18 protein-coding genes are annotated in these 15,225 nt (G+C 37.4%); 3 read left to right on the top strand and 15 right to left on the bottom strand.

Going from position 1 to position 15,225, the window contains the following annotated elements; translation table 11 throughout:
- Positions 1 to 31: 31 nt before the first annotated feature.
- From CKV70_RS01995 to CKV70_RS01980, 4 genes are all read right to left on the bottom strand, one after another.
- Positions 32 to 661, bottom strand: coding sequence for a hypothetical protein (locus tag CKV70_RS01995; RefSeq protein WP_009924297.1), 630 nt, complete (start codon positions 659 to 661; stop codon positions 32 to 34).
- 151 nt (positions 662 to 812) lie between these two features.
- Positions 813 to 1,268: a hypothetical protein gene (locus CKV70_RS01990; RefSeq protein WP_014930827.1), complete on the bottom strand. Its 456-nt coding sequence runs from the start codon at positions 1,266 to 1,268 to the stop codon at positions 813 to 815.
- Between the two features lie 17 nt (positions 1,269 to 1,285).
- Positions 1,286 to 1,732: a hypothetical protein gene (locus CKV70_RS01985; RefSeq protein WP_009926443.1), complete on the bottom strand. Its 447-nt coding sequence runs from the start codon at positions 1,730 to 1,732 to the stop codon at positions 1,286 to 1,288.
- 218 nt (positions 1,733 to 1,950) lie between these two features.
- A complete protein-coding gene (locus CKV70_RS01980) occupies positions 1,951 to 2,370 on the bottom strand; it encodes an effector binding domain-containing protein (protein ID WP_009926444.1) in 420 nt (139 codons plus the stop codon).
- 101 nt (positions 2,371 to 2,471) lie between these two features.
- Here CKV70_RS01980 and CKV70_RS01975 point away from each other — a divergent pair, with 101 nt between their 5' ends.
- Positions 2,472 to 3,392: a helix-turn-helix transcriptional regulator gene (locus tag CKV70_RS01975; RefSeq protein WP_014600494.1), complete on the top strand. Its 921-nt coding sequence runs from the start codon at positions 2,472 to 2,474 to the stop codon at positions 3,390 to 3,392.
- A gap of 38 nt (positions 3,393 to 3,430) precedes the next feature.
- Here CKV70_RS01975 and CKV70_RS01970 read toward each other — a convergent pair whose 3' ends face one another.
- From CKV70_RS01970 to CKV70_RS01955, 4 genes are all read right to left on the bottom strand, one after another.
- A complete protein-coding gene (locus CKV70_RS01970; RefSeq protein ID WP_003723087.1) occupies positions 3,431 to 3,625 on the bottom strand; it encodes a hypothetical protein in 195 nt (64 codons plus the stop codon).
- Positions 3,626 to 3,711: 86 nt separating this feature from the next.
- A complete protein-coding gene (locus CKV70_RS01965) occupies positions 3,712 to 4,014 on the bottom strand; it encodes a PTS sugar transporter subunit IIB (RefSeq protein WP_003723086.1) in 303 nt (100 codons plus the stop codon).
- Positions 4,015 to 4,031: 17 nt separating this feature from the next.
- Complete coding sequence (locus tag CKV70_RS01960; protein WP_003733949.1) at positions 4,032 to 5,366, bottom strand: PTS sugar transporter subunit IIC; 1,335 nt, start codon at positions 5,364 to 5,366, stop codon at positions 4,032 to 4,034.
- Positions 5,359 to 6,801 carry a glycoside hydrolase family 1 protein gene (locus CKV70_RS01955; protein ID WP_014600493.1) on the bottom strand — a complete coding sequence of 481 codons (1,443 nt, stop codon included), beginning with the start codon at positions 6,799 to 6,801 and terminating at the stop codon, positions 5,359 to 5,361. The genes CKV70_RS01960 and CKV70_RS01955 overlap by 8 nt, the downstream gene beginning before the upstream one ends.
- Before the next feature lie 156 nt (positions 6,802 to 6,957).
- Here CKV70_RS01955 and CKV70_RS01950 point away from each other — a divergent pair, with 156 nt between their 5' ends.
- Entirely contained in the window at positions 6,958 to 7,671 is a 714-nt protein-coding gene (locus CKV70_RS01950) for a GntR family transcriptional regulator (protein WP_003723222.1), read from the top strand.
- Positions 7,672 to 7,711: 40 nt separating this feature from the next.
- Here CKV70_RS01950 and CKV70_RS01945 read toward each other — a convergent pair whose 3' ends face one another.
- The 7 genes from CKV70_RS01945 to CKV70_RS01915 form a co-directional block, all read right to left on the bottom strand.
- Positions 7,712 to 8,047 carry a zinc ribbon domain-containing protein YjdM gene (locus CKV70_RS01945; protein WP_003723221.1) on the bottom strand — a complete coding sequence of 112 codons (336 nt, stop codon included), beginning with the start codon at positions 8,045 to 8,047 and terminating at the stop codon, positions 7,712 to 7,714.
- A 36-nt stretch (positions 8,048 to 8,083) separates the two neighbouring features.
- Positions 8,084 to 8,803 (bottom strand): YebC/PmpR family DNA-binding transcriptional regulator, encoded by a 720-nt coding sequence (locus CKV70_RS01940; protein ID WP_003733006.1) that lies wholly within the window; start codon positions 8,801 to 8,803, stop codon positions 8,084 to 8,086.
- Between the two features lie 96 nt (positions 8,804 to 8,899).
- Entirely contained in the window at positions 8,900 to 9,409 is a 510-nt protein-coding gene (locus tag CKV70_RS01935) for an NUDIX hydrolase (RefSeq protein ID WP_009914285.1), read from the bottom strand.
- Between the two features lie 72 nt (positions 9,410 to 9,481).
- Positions 9,482 to 10,747 (bottom strand): iron uptake transporter deferrochelatase/peroxidase subunit, encoded by a 1,266-nt coding sequence (gene efeB, locus CKV70_RS01930; RefSeq protein WP_014600492.1) that lies wholly within the window; start codon positions 10,745 to 10,747, stop codon positions 9,482 to 9,484.
- Between the two features lie 17 nt (positions 10,748 to 10,764).
- Positions 10,765 to 11,919 (bottom strand): iron uptake system protein EfeO, encoded by a 1,155-nt coding sequence (gene efeO, locus CKV70_RS01925; protein ID WP_014600491.1) that lies wholly within the window; start codon positions 11,917 to 11,919, stop codon positions 10,765 to 10,767.
- On the bottom strand, positions 11,916 to 13,400 hold the full coding sequence (locus CKV70_RS01920; RefSeq protein WP_014600490.1) for an FTR1 family iron permease: 1,485 nt from the start codon (positions 13,398 to 13,400) through the stop codon (positions 11,916 to 11,918). The genes efeO and CKV70_RS01920 overlap by 4 nt, the downstream gene beginning before the upstream one ends.
- A 129-nt stretch (positions 13,401 to 13,529) precedes the next feature.
- Complete coding sequence (locus CKV70_RS01915) at positions 13,530 to 14,474, bottom strand: helix-turn-helix transcriptional regulator (protein WP_003723215.1); 945 nt, start codon at positions 14,472 to 14,474, stop codon at positions 13,530 to 13,532.
- A gap of 98 nt (positions 14,475 to 14,572) precedes the next feature.
- On the opposite strand from CKV70_RS01915, the gene CKV70_RS01910 reads away from it, so the two are divergent.
- On the top strand, positions 14,573 to 15,190 hold the full coding sequence (locus CKV70_RS01910; RefSeq protein WP_003723214.1) for a peptidase E: 618 nt from the start codon (positions 14,573 to 14,575) through the stop codon (positions 15,188 to 15,190).
- The last annotated feature ends 35 nt before the right edge of the window (positions 15,191 to 15,225 follow it).

The raw sequence follows: 15,225 nt of genomic DNA, 5'->3' as shown, positions 1-15,225 counted from the left end.
TACGCTAGTTTAACAACTTGAATTCTTGCATTTAATTTATATAATAATGTGTATCAATTTTTAAATAAGCGTTATTATCTATAATTACTATGCCATCCCAATCGTACATTCCTGCATCTCCATCCATATAAATCGTGATAACTTCATAATTACTGTCTATTGGATGTACTGACAAATCAGGTTTATTAATAGTATTTTTCAGACAAGATATATCATACTCATCATCAGAAAAGAATAATATATTATTAACAATATTTTCTTGCATTTCCATTTCATTGATATAGGTTTTATGCTGCGGATTTGATACGAACCATATATTCAAAAGATCTTCCTTACTTATTTGAGGTACACTAGAAATCAAATTTTTATCAACATAAATACAATCAATAAATTCATCAAATTCTTGTTTATTAAAAATAATAGGTTCATATTTGTACTCAGCTTTTAAAAATTCTACTTTCTTAGGGACAGCTACTATAAAATCACCACATTTTTTCAATATCGAATAGAAATGTTTATTTGATCCATAATTTAGACTTAAACAAAGTTCAGACTCTACTTGGCTTACAATCCCTAGAGATGAACCATTATGAATAAGGGTTCCATCTTTATAAATCTCGCACCAGTCTTTGTATTCACCTAGAATTTTATATCTATTCATATTATTTCTCCGTTTATACTTTATAATTCATTCAACATTTTCTTTGTTTTATCTCCTAGTATAAGCATTTTTTCTTTATCATCCTTATAATATTTTTTCAAGCTTTTGTGTTGGATAAATAGAAAGTATTTCACCTACTTTATCCACTTAGTTATTTCAAAGTGGGGCACAACCACAACTCCGTGATATCGCCATTTTCATCAATTCCCATTATAGTATTAGGGAAAAATTCTACATAACTGGTTTCAACCGAATTATTTACTCCTCCAAATCTAAGCCACCCACTACTTTCATCATAAATAGTTTCCCACGAATTTGCTGCACCTATTCTTTTACTTTCGCCAGGATTTATATAATCTTCATTCAAAATAATCTTTCCTTGTATAAATTTAGGAGGCGTCAACTTACTCGTTTTCCAATTAAAATCATGGCGAAATCCCCAAATTTGTGTTGATTCGTTATATTCGGAATCAAAACCGATGTATATATAACCTACTAAAATAGTTGTATCAGAATTAATTCTTGGTTCTGATATAAACTCATGTGAATCTTTGAAATAAGACAATTGTCCTTGAGACTTTATTTTTGATTCAATAATTTTAAACATTTAACTTCCTCTCCTATTTAGCCCTCTATAGTAATTTCATCAGTGCTAAATTTTTCTAAAAATAAATCAATATTAAAGTCTTCACTATAAAGAATTGCAAACAAATCTCCCTCTATAAGCTCCAATTCACATAAGACTTTTCCACTATCATTTAATTCATTCTCAGATGTAACAACCAACATACTAAGTTCCCAAACTGTTCTACATTGTTTCAAAATATTTGTTATTTCTTTAAAATCTATTTTTATGCCATGTGATTCTTTTACTAAATTATTAAAATCAAAAACTTCTTTGCTAAATAGTCCTTTTTCTTCCTTGAATTGCTCTTGATCATTTGGAACTGCATCTATTATTTCGATAGTGAACTGCTCAACTTTGGTAATATCTTTTAAAGTGGTTAATATTTTCATTAAAAATTCTGCATTATAATTAGCATTATTGTAGCTGAAATCAAGTTTTCTCAATCTATCGTCACTCCTATTTTTAAGGTGAAGATTATCTTGCTTTTATTTGTAGTTTTCCACCCTTCCATTATAGCACTAGCACTGCTTCCCTTTTGTGAGCGTTTTGTGAACCTCTGTGTAAAACCGTAGTCAAATACAGAACTAATTAGTGCATTTTCAAACTTTTTTAATTATGAGCACAAAAAAAGACCCCTCTCCACCGAAAGAGGTCCCTCAAATTACTTACTAACTACCGGAATATAAAGCGTAAACTCAGCTTCTCTAAGATCTTCCAAATTAAACGATCCCGCAATACCAACCGTATCGCTTTGGCCTACTTCGCCGTAAGATGCGCCGATGAAGCCATCAAGTGCTGGGCGATCTGTTTCGCTTGTTACGAATTTTGCGTATTTGCCTTCTGGAATATCGAAAGTAGTGTCGCCGTTTTCGCCGTTCGCACTTGCTACGATGTAATATTGTAAGCCGTCAAGACTTGCGTTAATGCCAACGTAATCTTTTTCGTTTTTTGCAAATTTTGTGTAGGCTGCTTCTTTAATTTCGCTCATTGGGCCAAAGCCTTTTTGTGGATCAAATTCAGGGATTTCTACTTTGTTTCCTGTAAATGTTTCTTTTTTTAATTCAACGATTTCAAATGCCATAATATTTCCCTCCAAAAAGTTACTTAACTTTGATATGATGTAACTATAACACGCGAATGATGACAACTGTCTGTCATCATTCCAAAACAAAGGAGAAAAAAATGAAAATCGAGCGACTCATCGGAATTATTATGCTGCTCCTCCAACGCGAGCTAGTCAGTGCTTCTGAAATGGCTACAATGTTTGAGGTTTCCAAACGTACTATTTTCCGCGACATTGACACACTCGCGATGGCGAATATCCCGATTTACACAATTGCTGGAACAAAGGGCGGCATCGGTATTATGCCAACCTACAAAGTCGATAAAAAGCTTCTGACAGCAGATGATTTAACCGCGATTATCGCCAGTTTGGACGGGATGGAGCAGTTACTTTCTTCCGCCGAAACCAAGAAAACGCTGCAAAAAATGAAAAATATGCTCGACCATTCAAGCGAACCACCTAAAAGTTCCATTTCGCTCGATTTCTCCAATTTATCCATGAAAAACGAATTAAATACTAAAGTCGAAAGTTTGTATTTAGCGATTAAAAAACATCAACTCGTGGAACTCAGCTATATTGATCGAACGGGCAACCAAACCGTTCGTAAAACGGAGCCTTATCACCTCCTGTTTAGGAATCGTTATTGGTATTTGCAAGGTTACAGCTTAGAGCGTAGCGATTTTCGGACGTTTAAAATGTCGCGGATTGTCGAACTGAAAACACTAGAAGAAACTTTTGAAGTACGTCCTTTTACTGTAAAACCATTTGGCGCACCGCCCGACAGACCAATGTTTTTGATGCATGAAGTTAGTTTGATTGTCGACAAAATTGCCCGCGAGCAAATCATCGAACGCTTTGACCTAGTCGAAATTTCGCAGCAAGATGACGCGCATTTTCTGGCAAAAGTGACGCTTCCTGACCATGAGGCTGGGTACCGCTTTTTGCTCCAACTTGGAACGCATGTAACCATTCAAAACCGTGATGACTTTTACGATAATTTTATTGACTACTTAAAGGAAATCCAAGGAAAATATATCTAAAAATGGCTCTGCTAATTGTTTAGCAGAGCCATTTGATGTTAATCTTTATATTTATAATCCAAATCTTGATACGCTGTTTGGTATGCGCCACCGTCAGCTACTTCTGAATGATAAAGTGCTTTTAAAGCGAAAGTTTTTTCTAAGTCCATTTCTTTCATTAGCTTTTGAAGGCGTTCTTGCAAGTCTACGCTATCTTTTACAAGCTCTTTCATTTGTGATTTTACATATTTCATAATAATTCCGCTCCTTTTCACACATTATAACACTTTCTTGGCCGATAAAAAAGGAGTGCGACTATAAGCCACACTCCCTTACTTTTTTAACCGATTAATTCGATTGCTCTTTCAAGCACTGCCGCTCCGTTTACACGGCCGTAGTCTAGCATATTAATTACTTCGACAGGAATTTTTCCGCCAACTACCTTTTCTGTATTTCCTTTTAAATAACCAACTTGTGGTCCAAGCAAAATGACATCTGCTTTTTCCCAGTTTTCGTGTAATTCAGCGTCAGATACAGCCCAGATATTTGCTTCAACACCTTGTTCCGCGCCTGCTGCTTTCATTTTTTCTACTAAGAAACTTGTGGACATACCCGCGTTACATACTAATAAAATATTTTTCATTGGTTAAACATCCTTCCTTATTTTGCGTCTGATTTTTGAGCTGTAGCAAAAGCAACTTTTTCATCCATGCGTAGGAATGGCAGATAGATAAAGACCGTCACAACAATGATAATTACTTGTAAAACGGACGCGCGCCAGTCTCCACCAGTTGCTAAGAAACCTGAAATAATCGGCGGTGTTGTCCACGGGGTCTGTACGACTACGTGATTAATCCAACCTGCTGCTGTCGCATAATACGCTGTTGTTAAGGAGAAAATTGGCGCTAATACGAACGGGATAATAAGTAAAGGGTTGAACACAATCGGTAGACCAAAGATAATTGGCTCGCTAATGTTAAATAGTGATGGTGCCGCAGATAGTTTCGAGATATCTTTGTAATCTTTTCGTTTCCCAAAGATGAAAATGGCAATTAATAAGCCAATCGTGTTTCCGGAGCCACCCATAACCGCAAATGTATCTTTGAAAGCCATGTTAATAATATGCGGAATTTCTTGATGATTAGCGTAGGCTACCATGTTTTCTTGCATATTTTGCAGTAAAAATGGATCTAATAACGGACCAGAAATAACTGCTTGGTGAATCCCTAAACCGAAGAATAAGTTAGCGATAGAAGTAATCAGCAAGAATCCTGGAAGACTTGTAGTCACGTAGCTAAGTGGTTTTGTGATAATCGTTGTCACAAGTGTGTTAAAGTCCATGCTGAAAATTTGATTAACGGCAAATGACATAACTGAGAAAATAATAACCGTAATCATAATCGGAATTAACACGTTAAATGATTTAATAACTGCCGGTGGAATATTTCCTGTTAAATTGATTTGCATGCGTTTGTTTTTCGATAATTTAATGAATAAATCGGTTGCAATTAAACCAACGATAATACCGACGAACATACCTGACGCACCAGTATAACTAACTGGGATAACGTTCGGTACTTCGATTGATTTTGATGCGCCTTCTGGAAGGAACGTCATCGCAATCGGTGTTACAACAATAAAAGAAGATAAAGCGACAAGAATTGGAGCAATGACGTTTTTATAGCCGCGGTTCAAACATAAATGATACGAAATCGCTACAGTGACTAAAAGCGTAATAACACTCAACGTACCATTTCCGATTGAAATACCAATCTCTTGCCAAGTTCTAAGTGTATCTGGGTTAACAATTTTGCCCATAAAGCCAGTCGGTTCTAAAATAACATAGTTAATCAGTGTAACAAAACCAGCTAAAATCATGAACGGCATAATACTCGCAAAAGCATCACGCAATGAGCGCAAATGAATTTGTCCGCCTAGACGTTGTGCTACATTAATAAATCCATTAACAATCGACTTCTTTTTCGTTTCAGCCATTAGTTGTTTCCTCCCTTTTCGTCCCAACTAGTTTGCTTGTTTCATATTCAAAACCGTTCATATCGCTCATTTTTTTATAAAATTCGCCACTTTTCTTCATGGTGCGTTTGCCAGTTTCAACATCAAGTGAAACGAGTCCGTAACGGTTTTTATATGCATTAATCCAAGACCAACAATCAATAAACGTCCATAAGTGGTACCCTTTAATATCGCAACCTTCTGCAATCGCTTGATGTACATATGCCAAATGATCTTTAACAAATTGGATACGGTAATCATCCTGAATTTGCCCTTCTTCATTTAAGAAACGTTCTTCATTTGCTACACCCATACCATTTTCAGAAATAAATGATTCGATGTTACCGTAATTATCACGAATATCAATACATAAATCATAAATCCCACGTTCATAAATTTCCCAACCGCGGTAAATATTCATGCGTTTACCTGGCATATTATGCGGTTCAAAAAACCAATCTGGTAAAAACGGACTTTTTTCATTAATTGCCGTTAAACGAGCTTTCACGCGCCTTGGTTCATAGTAGTTCAAACCAAGAATTTGCGCCGTATTTTCTTTAATAATCGTCAAATCTTCTTCCGTATATTCCGGCATTTGATCATATTCACGCATGATTTCAACTAATTTTTCTGGGAAAGTTCCTTTAACCATCGGATCCAAGAAACTTCTCGTATAAAAAGCATCACAGATTTCGGCTGCTTCTAAATCGTATTCGTTTTGGCTCCGTGGATACGTTGGGCTAAGGTTTAAAATAACGCCAATTTTCGACGATAAGTTTAATTTTTTGAATGCTTTAATTGCTAATGCATGAGCCAAAATCGTGTTAAAACCAGCTTGCGCGCCTCGTTTGAAGTCAATTTGATTCGGATAATGGAAATCTTCTAAATAGCCGCCAAGAATCGGGCCAAGTGGTTCGTTAAATGTAAACCAGTGATAAACTAAATCGCCGAATTCTTTAAAACAAGTATCTGCAAAATGAACATAGGCATCCACAACTTCTCTTGATTCCCAGCCACCAGCGTCTTGAAGTGCAACAGGCATATCGAAATGATATAAGTTCGCGAATGGTTTGACACCGTTTTCATTCATTTCAGTAAGTAAATCACGATAAAACGCAATAGCTTTCTGGTTCACTTCGCCAACACCATCATCTGGAAACATTCGCCCCCATGAAATCGAAATCCGGAACGAATTTTGTCCTGTTTTCTTCATCCACTGTACGTCTTCTTTATACCGATTAAAATGATCTGTTGTAATTTCTGAACCTACGCCTTCGTAAAAGCGATTCGGTTCTGTTTCAAACCAATGCTCCCAAACAGTTTTTGCCTTACCAGTGTCACCGCGACCTTCTGCTTGTTCAGCAGACCACGCAGAGCCCCACCAAAAATCTTTTGGAAACGTTAATAATTCTTTCATTTTTTATGGCCTCCCTTTTGTCAAAATAAATATAGCATACATTTATTTAAAAAACAATACTTTTATAAAAAGATATATACTTTTAGTTATAGGGATACCTTTTTGCAAAAGTATATGTTATACTATGCTTATTACATCAGTAAAGGAGCCAATAAAATGTCGGGAATGGCTAAATACATGGAAATATACATAGATATCCGTGATAAAATCAACCAAAACAAATACGAAATTAACGAGAAATTGCCTGACGGGGATAGTCTGGCACGCGTTTATGATTGCAGCAAACTTACTGTCAAAAAAGCGCTGGATATGCTCGTGCAAGAAGGTATGGTTATTAGACGACGTGGCGCTGGTACTTTCGTGAAATCTCATTCTACTAACGGCGGAGAATTCGCACTAGGCCCAATGTCCGGACTCGTAAATACATTTGGAAAAGACAACATTAAATCCAAAGTTATTTTATTTTCTATTGAAAAACCATCGAAAGAAGTCGCAGAAAAATTAGAGATGCAGGATGATTATATTTACCGAATTATTCGGATGAGAGAAGTTGGCCATAAAGCCTATTCCATCGAACATACTTATATGCCACTTGCGATTATTCCGGGTTTAGAGCCGCGTCATTTAGAGGACTCAATTTATAATTACATTCGGGATGACTTGAAACTTAAGATGCAGAGTGCGCATGTTTGGGTACGCGGGGATAAATCGAATCAAGAGGATAGCAAGCTCCTTGATTTAGAAGAACCTACTTTTATGATGGAAATTGAAAAATTAGCGCATTTGGAAGACGGTCGAGTGTTCGAATATTCGATTACGCGCCATACGTATGAATCGTTTGTGTTTGAAACGGTTTTTGTGCAGAATTAATAAAAACAGCGACTCTCTGAAGTAGAGAATCGCTGTTTTTTTATATCTTCTTAACAAATTCTGATTTTAATTTCATCGGACCAAAGCCATCAACTTTGCAATCAATATCATGGTCGCCGTCAACTAGGCGGATGTTTTTTACTTTTGTTCCCATTTTGATTGGGTTGGATGCGCCTTTTACTTTTAAATCTTTGATGACTGTTACAGAATCGCCATCTGTTAGTACGTTGCCATTTGCGTCTTTGAACACTTTTTCTTCGCTAGCTTCTTCTGCCGCTGCGCTCCACTCATGTCCGCATTCTGGGCAGATTAATAAGCCGCGATCTTCGTAGGCATATTCTGAGTTACATTCTGGGCAATTTGGTAATTTTGACATTTTATCAATTCCTCCGATTGTTGTAATAGTTGGATGTTAATCTTCTAATTCGACGTTATGATATACTTTTTGCACGTCTTCTAGATCTTCTAAAGCATCAATTAGTCTTTCGAATTTCTCTAAGTCCTCGCCTGATAATTGAATATCATTTTGAGGGATCATTTCGATTTCCGCTACTGTAAATTCTTCAATTCCAGCCGCTTTCAAGCCCTCTTGTACTTTATGGAAATCTTCTGGTTCTGCATAAATAATTGCTTGGCCATCTTCGTCTAAAATGTCACGAACATCAATATCCGCTTCCATTAAAAGTTCTAATAGCTCGTCCGCATCTTTTCCTTCAACGCCAAAAATAGCTGTATTATCAAACATATAAGCAACTGATCCACTTACGCCCATGTTACCACCATTTTTGCTATAAGCTGCGCGAACATCGGATGCCGTACGATTCACATTATTTGTCAGTGCGTCTACAATAATCATCGAACCATTTGGACCAAAGCCTTCATAGCGCAGTTCTGAATAAGTTTCATCGCCAGTGCCTTTCGCTTTTTCGATTGCGCGGTCAATAATATGTTTTGGCACATTGTATGTTTTTGCACGTTCAATAACAAAACGTAATTTTTGGTTGGAATGTGGATCTGGGTCGCCTGATTTAGCCGCTACATATATTTCAATTCCAAATTTCGCATAGATACGACTATTTGTTTTATCTTTTGACGCTTTTTTCTCTTTAATATTTGCCCATTTACGGCCCATATTACCACTCGCTTTCTAATTGGAGTTTTTCTCATGTCTCTGTACTATTATAAGTGTAGGAAACGAATTTGTTAAGTGGAAATTTAGTTATATTCGTTAAAAGTGGATTGTTGTAGCGTTTTTCAGGTTAAATAGCTGGTTTAAAAAGAAGTAAGGAATGAATTCGCCTGAACTTCTTAATGCTTCTAACTCTTCTTTGGTGACAAAACGGGCGTCGGCAACTTCTTCTTTCTGTAATGTTAAATCGCTTAGTTGCACGTCTTTTGTAATAAACCAATAATCATCAAAGCCCTCTTCAAAATGATAACTGAATTTGGCGCGTGTTCCACTTAAATCAATCATAATGCCTAACTCTTCTTGCACTTCTCTTTCAGCAGCTTGCTGGCTAGTTTCGCCTTTTAGCGCAGATCCAGCCGCAGAAAGATCCCAATAATTCGGCCAACCTTCTTTATCTTTTTGGCGCTTTTGGATTAAAAGTTGCCCTTTTTCGTTAAAAATACATACGTGAATGACCAAATGAAGTTCTCCGGGCGCTAGTTTTTCACCGCGGATATGTGTTTTCCCGGTTAATTCACGATTCTCATTTAGCAAATCCCATTCTTCCACTAAAATCGGCTCCCTCTAATCATTGACTTGCTTTCATTATACAAAAAAAGTCTAAGGCTCGCGAGCCTTAGACTAAAGTAGTTTTTCTCCAAAAATTTCTCCGGGAGCAAGTCCGCCTTGGCAAGCAAACATCGCGCTGCCAATTGGGACGGTGTATTCGTTTAATTTATCCATTTTCCCCATGATACTTAACATTGGCAAGAACTGTTTGGCTGGATTTTGGGTGAAACAAATGAATAGTAATCCAGCGTCAATCGTTCCCGTGCTTTTATCAATGCCATTTGTATATGAATAAGCGCGGCGGTGCATTTGTTGCTTCGTGTCTTTGGCTAGGCGCACATGAGAATCAGCTGGCAGTTTGCTCGGATCGACTTTATCGTGCTCATGTTTTTTGTGATACGGGGCGCCGGATGCTTTTTTTCGACCAAATGTGTCTTCTTGGTCAAGTAAGGATGAGCGGTCCCAAATTTCGATGAGCATTTGGATTTTGCGATAGCCCAGGTAGCTGCCGTTTCGCATCCATTCTGGTTCGTCATTTTCCGCCCAAACGACATCTTCATAACCTTTGTTTGAATCGTGGTCAACGTTTGCCGTTCCGTCTTTAAAACCAAACAGATTGCGCGGTGTTTCGTTTTTTGGTGCGCTGAGAAAACCTTCTTCAATCCAGCGAACAACTGCGACGCCGCTCGCTAACCGAATGAAATTACGAATTCCGTGGAAAGCGACTTGTTGGTCATCGGCGCACACTTGGATGCATAAATCACCATCAGAATAAGCCTCATCCAAGCTATCATGCGCCATATGTGGAATTTTTTCCAGATACTTCGGCTTTTTCGCCTTAACACCGAACCGGTCTTTGCCATCTTTTTCAAAAAAAGTCGGGCCATAACCAAGTGTTACGGTGAAATTAGAAATGCCTAACCCATCCGCTTCTCCAGTGTCGTTCGGCGGTAACATATCATTATCTACATCGCGCAAAACACCACCGCTCGTCGTCAAATCAGCAAATTTTGTCCATTTCACAAACAAATCTTGCAAAATTTGCCGCGATTCTGTTTGAATATCAAAGCTGGCGATATAACAATAGGTTTGCTGCGCAGTAATAATTCCCGCTTGATTCGTCGCATAAAACGGCACGCCTGTCTCCGCTTTTTCTTTCGGAGTGAGCGCCTTATCCACATGATCCACCACATTTAAAATCGTGCCAAGACCAGTTGCACCAACAGCAATCCCGGTCCCAGCTACAGCAGAAAGTTTCAGCATTTCGCGCCGAGTCATTCCTTTATTTTCCTTGGTTTCTGTCTTTTCCGTCTGATTTTCGCTCTTCTTATCTGTCATCGTTTTCCTTCCTATGCTTAGAAAATTTTCCCTGTTTGGGCCATTAATTCGGAAAGGTGGCTCAATTGGTCACTAATGTCGCGAATTTGGTCTTTCGTTAACGTTGTATAGAGTACGAATGAGTCCCCGTTTTTGTAGTTAGCTAATGTGTCTTCCATTTTGTTGAAAGCTGCATCAATTTGGTCAGCTAATTTTTTATCTTGTGCATTTAAAGCTGGGATGATTGCTTGATAAACTACTTTCGAACCTTCCACATTCGCATTTAAATCATCTAAATCAGTGTGCGAGTAAGCTTCTTCTTCCCCAGTAATTTTAGTTGTTGCGGCTTCATTTAGTAATTCCATCGCACCTGCGACCATTGGTTTTGGCTCTAGTTTCAAGTTTTTCACTTCTGCTTGAAGTGCCTTTGCATCTGTTAAAAGTTTATCCGCATAAACATCCATGCCTTCGAGCGATTTCTTTTCCCAAAGCGCGCGTTCAATGACGTGGAAACCAGTCCAGTCCGCTTCGTTTTCCACATCGTTAATCCGAGCATCGATTTTTGGATCTAAGTCGCCAAAACTTTCGGCAATCGGCTCAATGCGTTCGTAATTCAGACGTGGTGAAACATAGGCAGCTTTTGCTTTTTCGATATCACCCGATTTTACAGCATTTGTGAAAATTTCAGTTTGAGCAACGAATTCATCTACTTGCTCCGTCACGTATTTAGAATAGTTATCTACAGCTTTATCCAGCACTTCAGAAGTTTTCGCTTTGGTCTCTTTGGCCTTTTCAAGTGTATCTAATGCTCCGTCAAGTCCAGTCGCGTTGTCATTTAACGTATCAAAATTCGGGTTATCATTTTTTGATTCATAGAAAATAGGTGTTTCATATTTTTCGACGTCCGTATATTGTAATGGATACAAATCGCGGACATTATTTTCAAACTCTAGCCAATGTTTATGTAAATCTGCAGCACTAGATTGAAGTGCGCTTTTATCTTTATCGGAAATGGCTTTCTTCACGTTTTCCAAGTTGGATTTCATTTCTTTTACTTCTTTTTTGACCGCGTTTGCTTGCTTACTTTCTTTCGTTGTTTCCTTTTTTGTTTCCGCCTTGTCCGCCGTCCCACTACATCCAACAACCAACACCGCCGTGAAAATAGTCAACATAACAATAATCAATTTTTTCATAATTTGCCCCCTTGTGCCAATTCCTTTTTAGAATCAGCTCTTTTTTTAATTTGTTGTTTTATTAAAATAATTAATCCAAAAATAACGAGTAATAGTTGTGGCAAAAAGCTATACCATGATGGGTAAATGCTTAGCGCCGGAATGGATGGCAAGTAATCTTCCACCGATGTTGGAATGACCCCAGCAAGTTGCAGGCTATGAATTCCTGATCCCATAAATTTAAAGCACAGATAAAACACGATTGCGCTCGAAATCATAAAGAATGGCTTCACAGGAATATGTACGCTATATCGCAACATTACAAAAGCGATGATTAATAACACGCCAAGCCCCGCCAGAATCCCCATCAATAATTCAAAATTCGACATCCGCCCAACCATACCAATTAAGAAGACAACTGTTTCTAAACCTTCCCTCAAAATCGCTAAAAACGCTAAAAAGGCAAAAGAAATCATTTTCCCATTCGAAAGTGCCTGGTTACTTTTACCTTCCATGTAATTATTCCAACGAGTAATATCCGAATTTCGGTGTAACCAGTAGCTGACGTAAAGCATCATAATACTTGCAATCAGCCCAGCCCAACCGTTAATCAAATTGTTATTATCTCCAAAGGCAAGCGCCGATAACCAAAACGCCACGACCATGCCAAGCGCCAAACTTACTACCAAACCAGCTGCCGTTCCGCCGATAATCCATCTTTTCGCCGTGGGTGTTTTCGTTCTTTTTGTATATGTAAGGAGCGTCGCGATAATCAAAAGTGCCTCCAGTCCTTCGCGAAACGGGATTAAGGCAGCATCAAACCAGGTGTAAGTTACATCCGTAAAAGGCTTTAGCTCATCTGTCATTCCGTCCAGAACGTCCGCTGTTTTGGCTTGTTTTGCAGGGTCATTAATATAAGCATCAAGCAACATTAAATCGCGCTCGGTATTGTCGTAAGCCGCTTGCGATTGACTGACCACATCACCTTCCACCGCGAGCCATTCTGTTTTTAAATCTTGAATTTGTGTCGCCGCTTTTGCCCATTCTTTCTCATCTACCAGTTTTTTCGTCGCAGTTAGTTTAGCAATGTAGCTTGATAAAGTAATATTGGTATTTCCTTCATTATCCGTATATGTACCATCTTGATAGGTCTTGAGCAAATTATGAAGTGAAGTAATCCCATCCATCGCTTGCTGTTTATCATTATTTAAAATCCCAAGCGATATTTCAGCAATTTGCCGATCTATCTGGCCGGCCAAGTCGTACGATTTTTCTTTAACAACTTGTTTATTTTCTGACCACCATAATTTATCTTCTTGAAAAGCATCTTTGGCTTTATTATAATCATCAGCTACAATAGCCTTTTCGGTTTGCTCTAATCCTTTGACAGGTTTATCAATATTCGGCTTCTCAGCAGCAGCTACATAACTAAAACTCATAGTCAAAATCACCCCTAATGCACCTAATAGCAACATAACTCGACCTAAAAGCCGATGACTCATATTCCATTCATCCTCCTTTCTAATTGAAAATGATTATCATTATCATATTCTCCAAGTTCAAAAAAGTCAATAAATTTTTTAATGTTCTCACCCAAATAAATAAACTCCGATAATGGAATCGAAGTTTTTTCACGACAATTTTTGTAAATGATTCTGTAAAGATTTCAATTCATTTAAAAGCATTTCTTTCAAAGAATCTGGCTGAACCATGTTTATTTTATCACCAAAACCTAGCAAATAATTAATAATAAATGGTTCTTCTCCTCTATTATAAAATCCGCGAATAACATTCCTTCCTTGTTCTTGATTCAATTTCATCGATGGATAATTTTCTTTAAAAAATAAGTCAACACCGTTGGAAGCAATTTCCACTTCAAAGTTAATTGCATCTTTTTTCTTGTATAAATAATCGGTCTCGCTTTTTAAATCCGTCAGTTTTTTAGCTTCAAAAGCATGATTTTCTTCTAGCTCAAGAATTCTATCACAGCGGAATACCTGCATCCGTTTCGTCTCGAAGTTATAACTCGTCACATACCATTGCCCATACGCGGAAGATATATTATAAAATTGAACAACATATGTTTTTTCTATCCCTTTTTTATCATAATTAATCTGACACACTTTTTCTTCCATCGTAAACTGCAAAATTACATCTAGAAATTCACACTGATTATTATGCTTTATATAGCCAAGACTAAATACTTCTTCTGTTTTTCGAAGCATTTCGATTTTTTCAGCTGAAAGACAACGTTCAAATTTCGTTTTTAATTTTTCCACGCTTAAATGAAAAGGTGTTGTTTCATAGGCTTTTAAGGTAAGCATCGAAAAATAGAGCGCAAATACCTCATCGATATTAAAGACAATGGGCGAGAGTAGCCGATTACGAAGCACCTGATAATGACCATTTCGTCCCCGTTCCGAATATATCGGCATGCCTATTTCTTCCAAAGACTTTACATCTCGAATCGCCGTACTTCGAGAAATATCATATTTCGTCATTATATCGCTTAATTGAAACACATTTTTATCATTTAAAAACAGCATCATATCATTTAATCGTTCTGATTTTTTCATCGCCATCTCTTTTCTTTTTTCAGATTAAAAGGTGTCACTAATTGATACCTTTAAGTATTATACTATAATTAGAAACTAAACCAAAGGAGCTACGAATGATGAAAAACTTATTTTTAACCTCGTCTTTTAAAGATGTTGTGCCATTATTTACTGAATTTGAAAGCAATCTGCAAGGAAAAACCGTTACTTTTATCCCGACCGCTAGCACAGTCGAAGAAGTCACTTTCTATGTAGAGGCTGGTAAAAAAGCATTAGAGAGTCTTGGGTTATTAGTGGAAGAACTTGATATAGCTACGGAAAGCTTAGGTGAGATTACGACGAAACTCCGAAAAAATGATTTTATTTATGTAACTGGAGGTAATACTTTCTTTTTGTTGCAGGAATTAAAACGAACTGGTGCGGATAAATTAATTTTAGAGGAAATTGCGGCAGGCAAATTATACATTGGCGAGTCAGCTGGAGCAGTTATCACTTCACCTAATATAGCGTACATCCAAACAATGGATAGCACCAAAAAAGCCGTGAATTTAACCAACTATGACGCCTTAAACTTAGTCGATTTCTCTACACTTCCACACTACAATAACACGCCTTTCAAAGAAATAACGCAAAAAATAGTGACTGAATATGCTGGTAAGTCACAAATATATCCTATTAGTAACCATGAAGCGATCTTTATTCGTGGTAAAGAAGTAATCACGAAGCGCTTAAGTTAACGTTAATAGAAAAACAGATTGACATCCGATAGGTT

This window comes from Listeria monocytogenes, from assembly GCF_900187225.1.
Lineage (GTDB): Bacteria > Bacillota > Bacilli > Lactobacillales > Listeriaceae > Listeria > Listeria monocytogenes.
The sequence above is the reverse complement of the archived record's forward strand: the minus strand, read 5'-3'. Positions and strand labels throughout refer to the sequence as shown.

Excerpts from the sequence above, each read along its gene's own strand:
- CKV70_RS01965 (WP_003723086.1), bottom strand. The coding sequence starts at position 4,014 with ATGAAAAATATTTTATTAGTATGTAACGCGGGTATGTCCACAAGTTTC.
- CKV70_RS01955 (WP_014600493.1), bottom strand. The coding sequence starts at position 6,801 with ATGAAAGAATTATTAACGTTTCCAAAAGATTTTTGGTGGGGCTCTGCG.
- CKV70_RS01915 (WP_003723215.1), bottom strand. The coding sequence starts at position 14,474 with ATGAAAAAATCAGAACGATTAAATGATATGATGCTGTTTTTAAATGAT.
- efeO (WP_014600491.1), bottom strand. The coding sequence starts at position 11,919 with ATGAAAAAATTGATTATTGTTATGTTGACTATTTTCACGGCGGTGTTG.
- CKV70_RS01980 (WP_009926444.1), bottom strand. The coding sequence starts at position 2,370 with ATGGCATTTGAAATCGTTGAATTAAAAAAAGAAACATTTACAGGAAAC.
- CKV70_RS01990 (WP_014930827.1), bottom strand. The coding sequence starts at position 1,268 with ATGTTTAAAATTATTGAATCAAAAATAAAGTCTCAAGGACAATTGTCT.
- CKV70_RS01970 (WP_003723087.1), bottom strand. The coding sequence starts at position 3,625 with ATGAAATATGTAAAATCACAAATGAAAGAGCTTGTAAAAGATAGCGTA.
- CKV70_RS01975 (WP_014600494.1), top strand. The coding sequence starts at position 2,472 with ATGAAAATCGAGCGACTCATCGGAATTATTATGCTGCTCCTCCAACGC.
- CKV70_RS01920 (WP_014600490.1), bottom strand. The coding sequence starts at position 13,400 with ATGAGTCATCGGCTTTTAGGTCGAGTTATGTTGCTATTAGGTGCATTA.
- CKV70_RS01945 (WP_003723221.1), bottom strand. The coding sequence starts at position 8,047 with ATGTCAAAATTACCAAATTGCCCAGAATGTAACTCAGAATATGCCTAC.
- CKV70_RS01910 (WP_003723214.1), top strand. The coding sequence starts at position 14,573 with ATGAAAAACTTATTTTTAACCTCGTCTTTTAAAGATGTTGTGCCATTA.
- CKV70_RS01960 (WP_003733949.1), bottom strand. The coding sequence starts at position 5,366 with ATGGCTGAAACGAAAAAGAAGTCGATTGTTAATGGATTTATTAATGTA.
- CKV70_RS01995 (WP_009924297.1), bottom strand. The coding sequence starts at position 661 with ATGAATAGATATAAAATTCTAGGTGAATACAAAGACTGGTGCGAGATT.
- CKV70_RS01950 (WP_003723222.1), top strand. The coding sequence starts at position 6,958 with ATGTCGGGAATGGCTAAATACATGGAAATATACATAGATATCCGTGAT.
- CKV70_RS01940 (WP_003733006.1), bottom strand. The coding sequence starts at position 8,803 with ATGGGCCGTAAATGGGCAAATATTAAAGAGAAAAAAGCGTCAAAAGAT.
- efeB (WP_014600492.1), bottom strand. The coding sequence starts at position 10,747 with ATGACAGATAAGAAGAGCGAAAATCAGACGGAAAAGACAGAAACCAAG.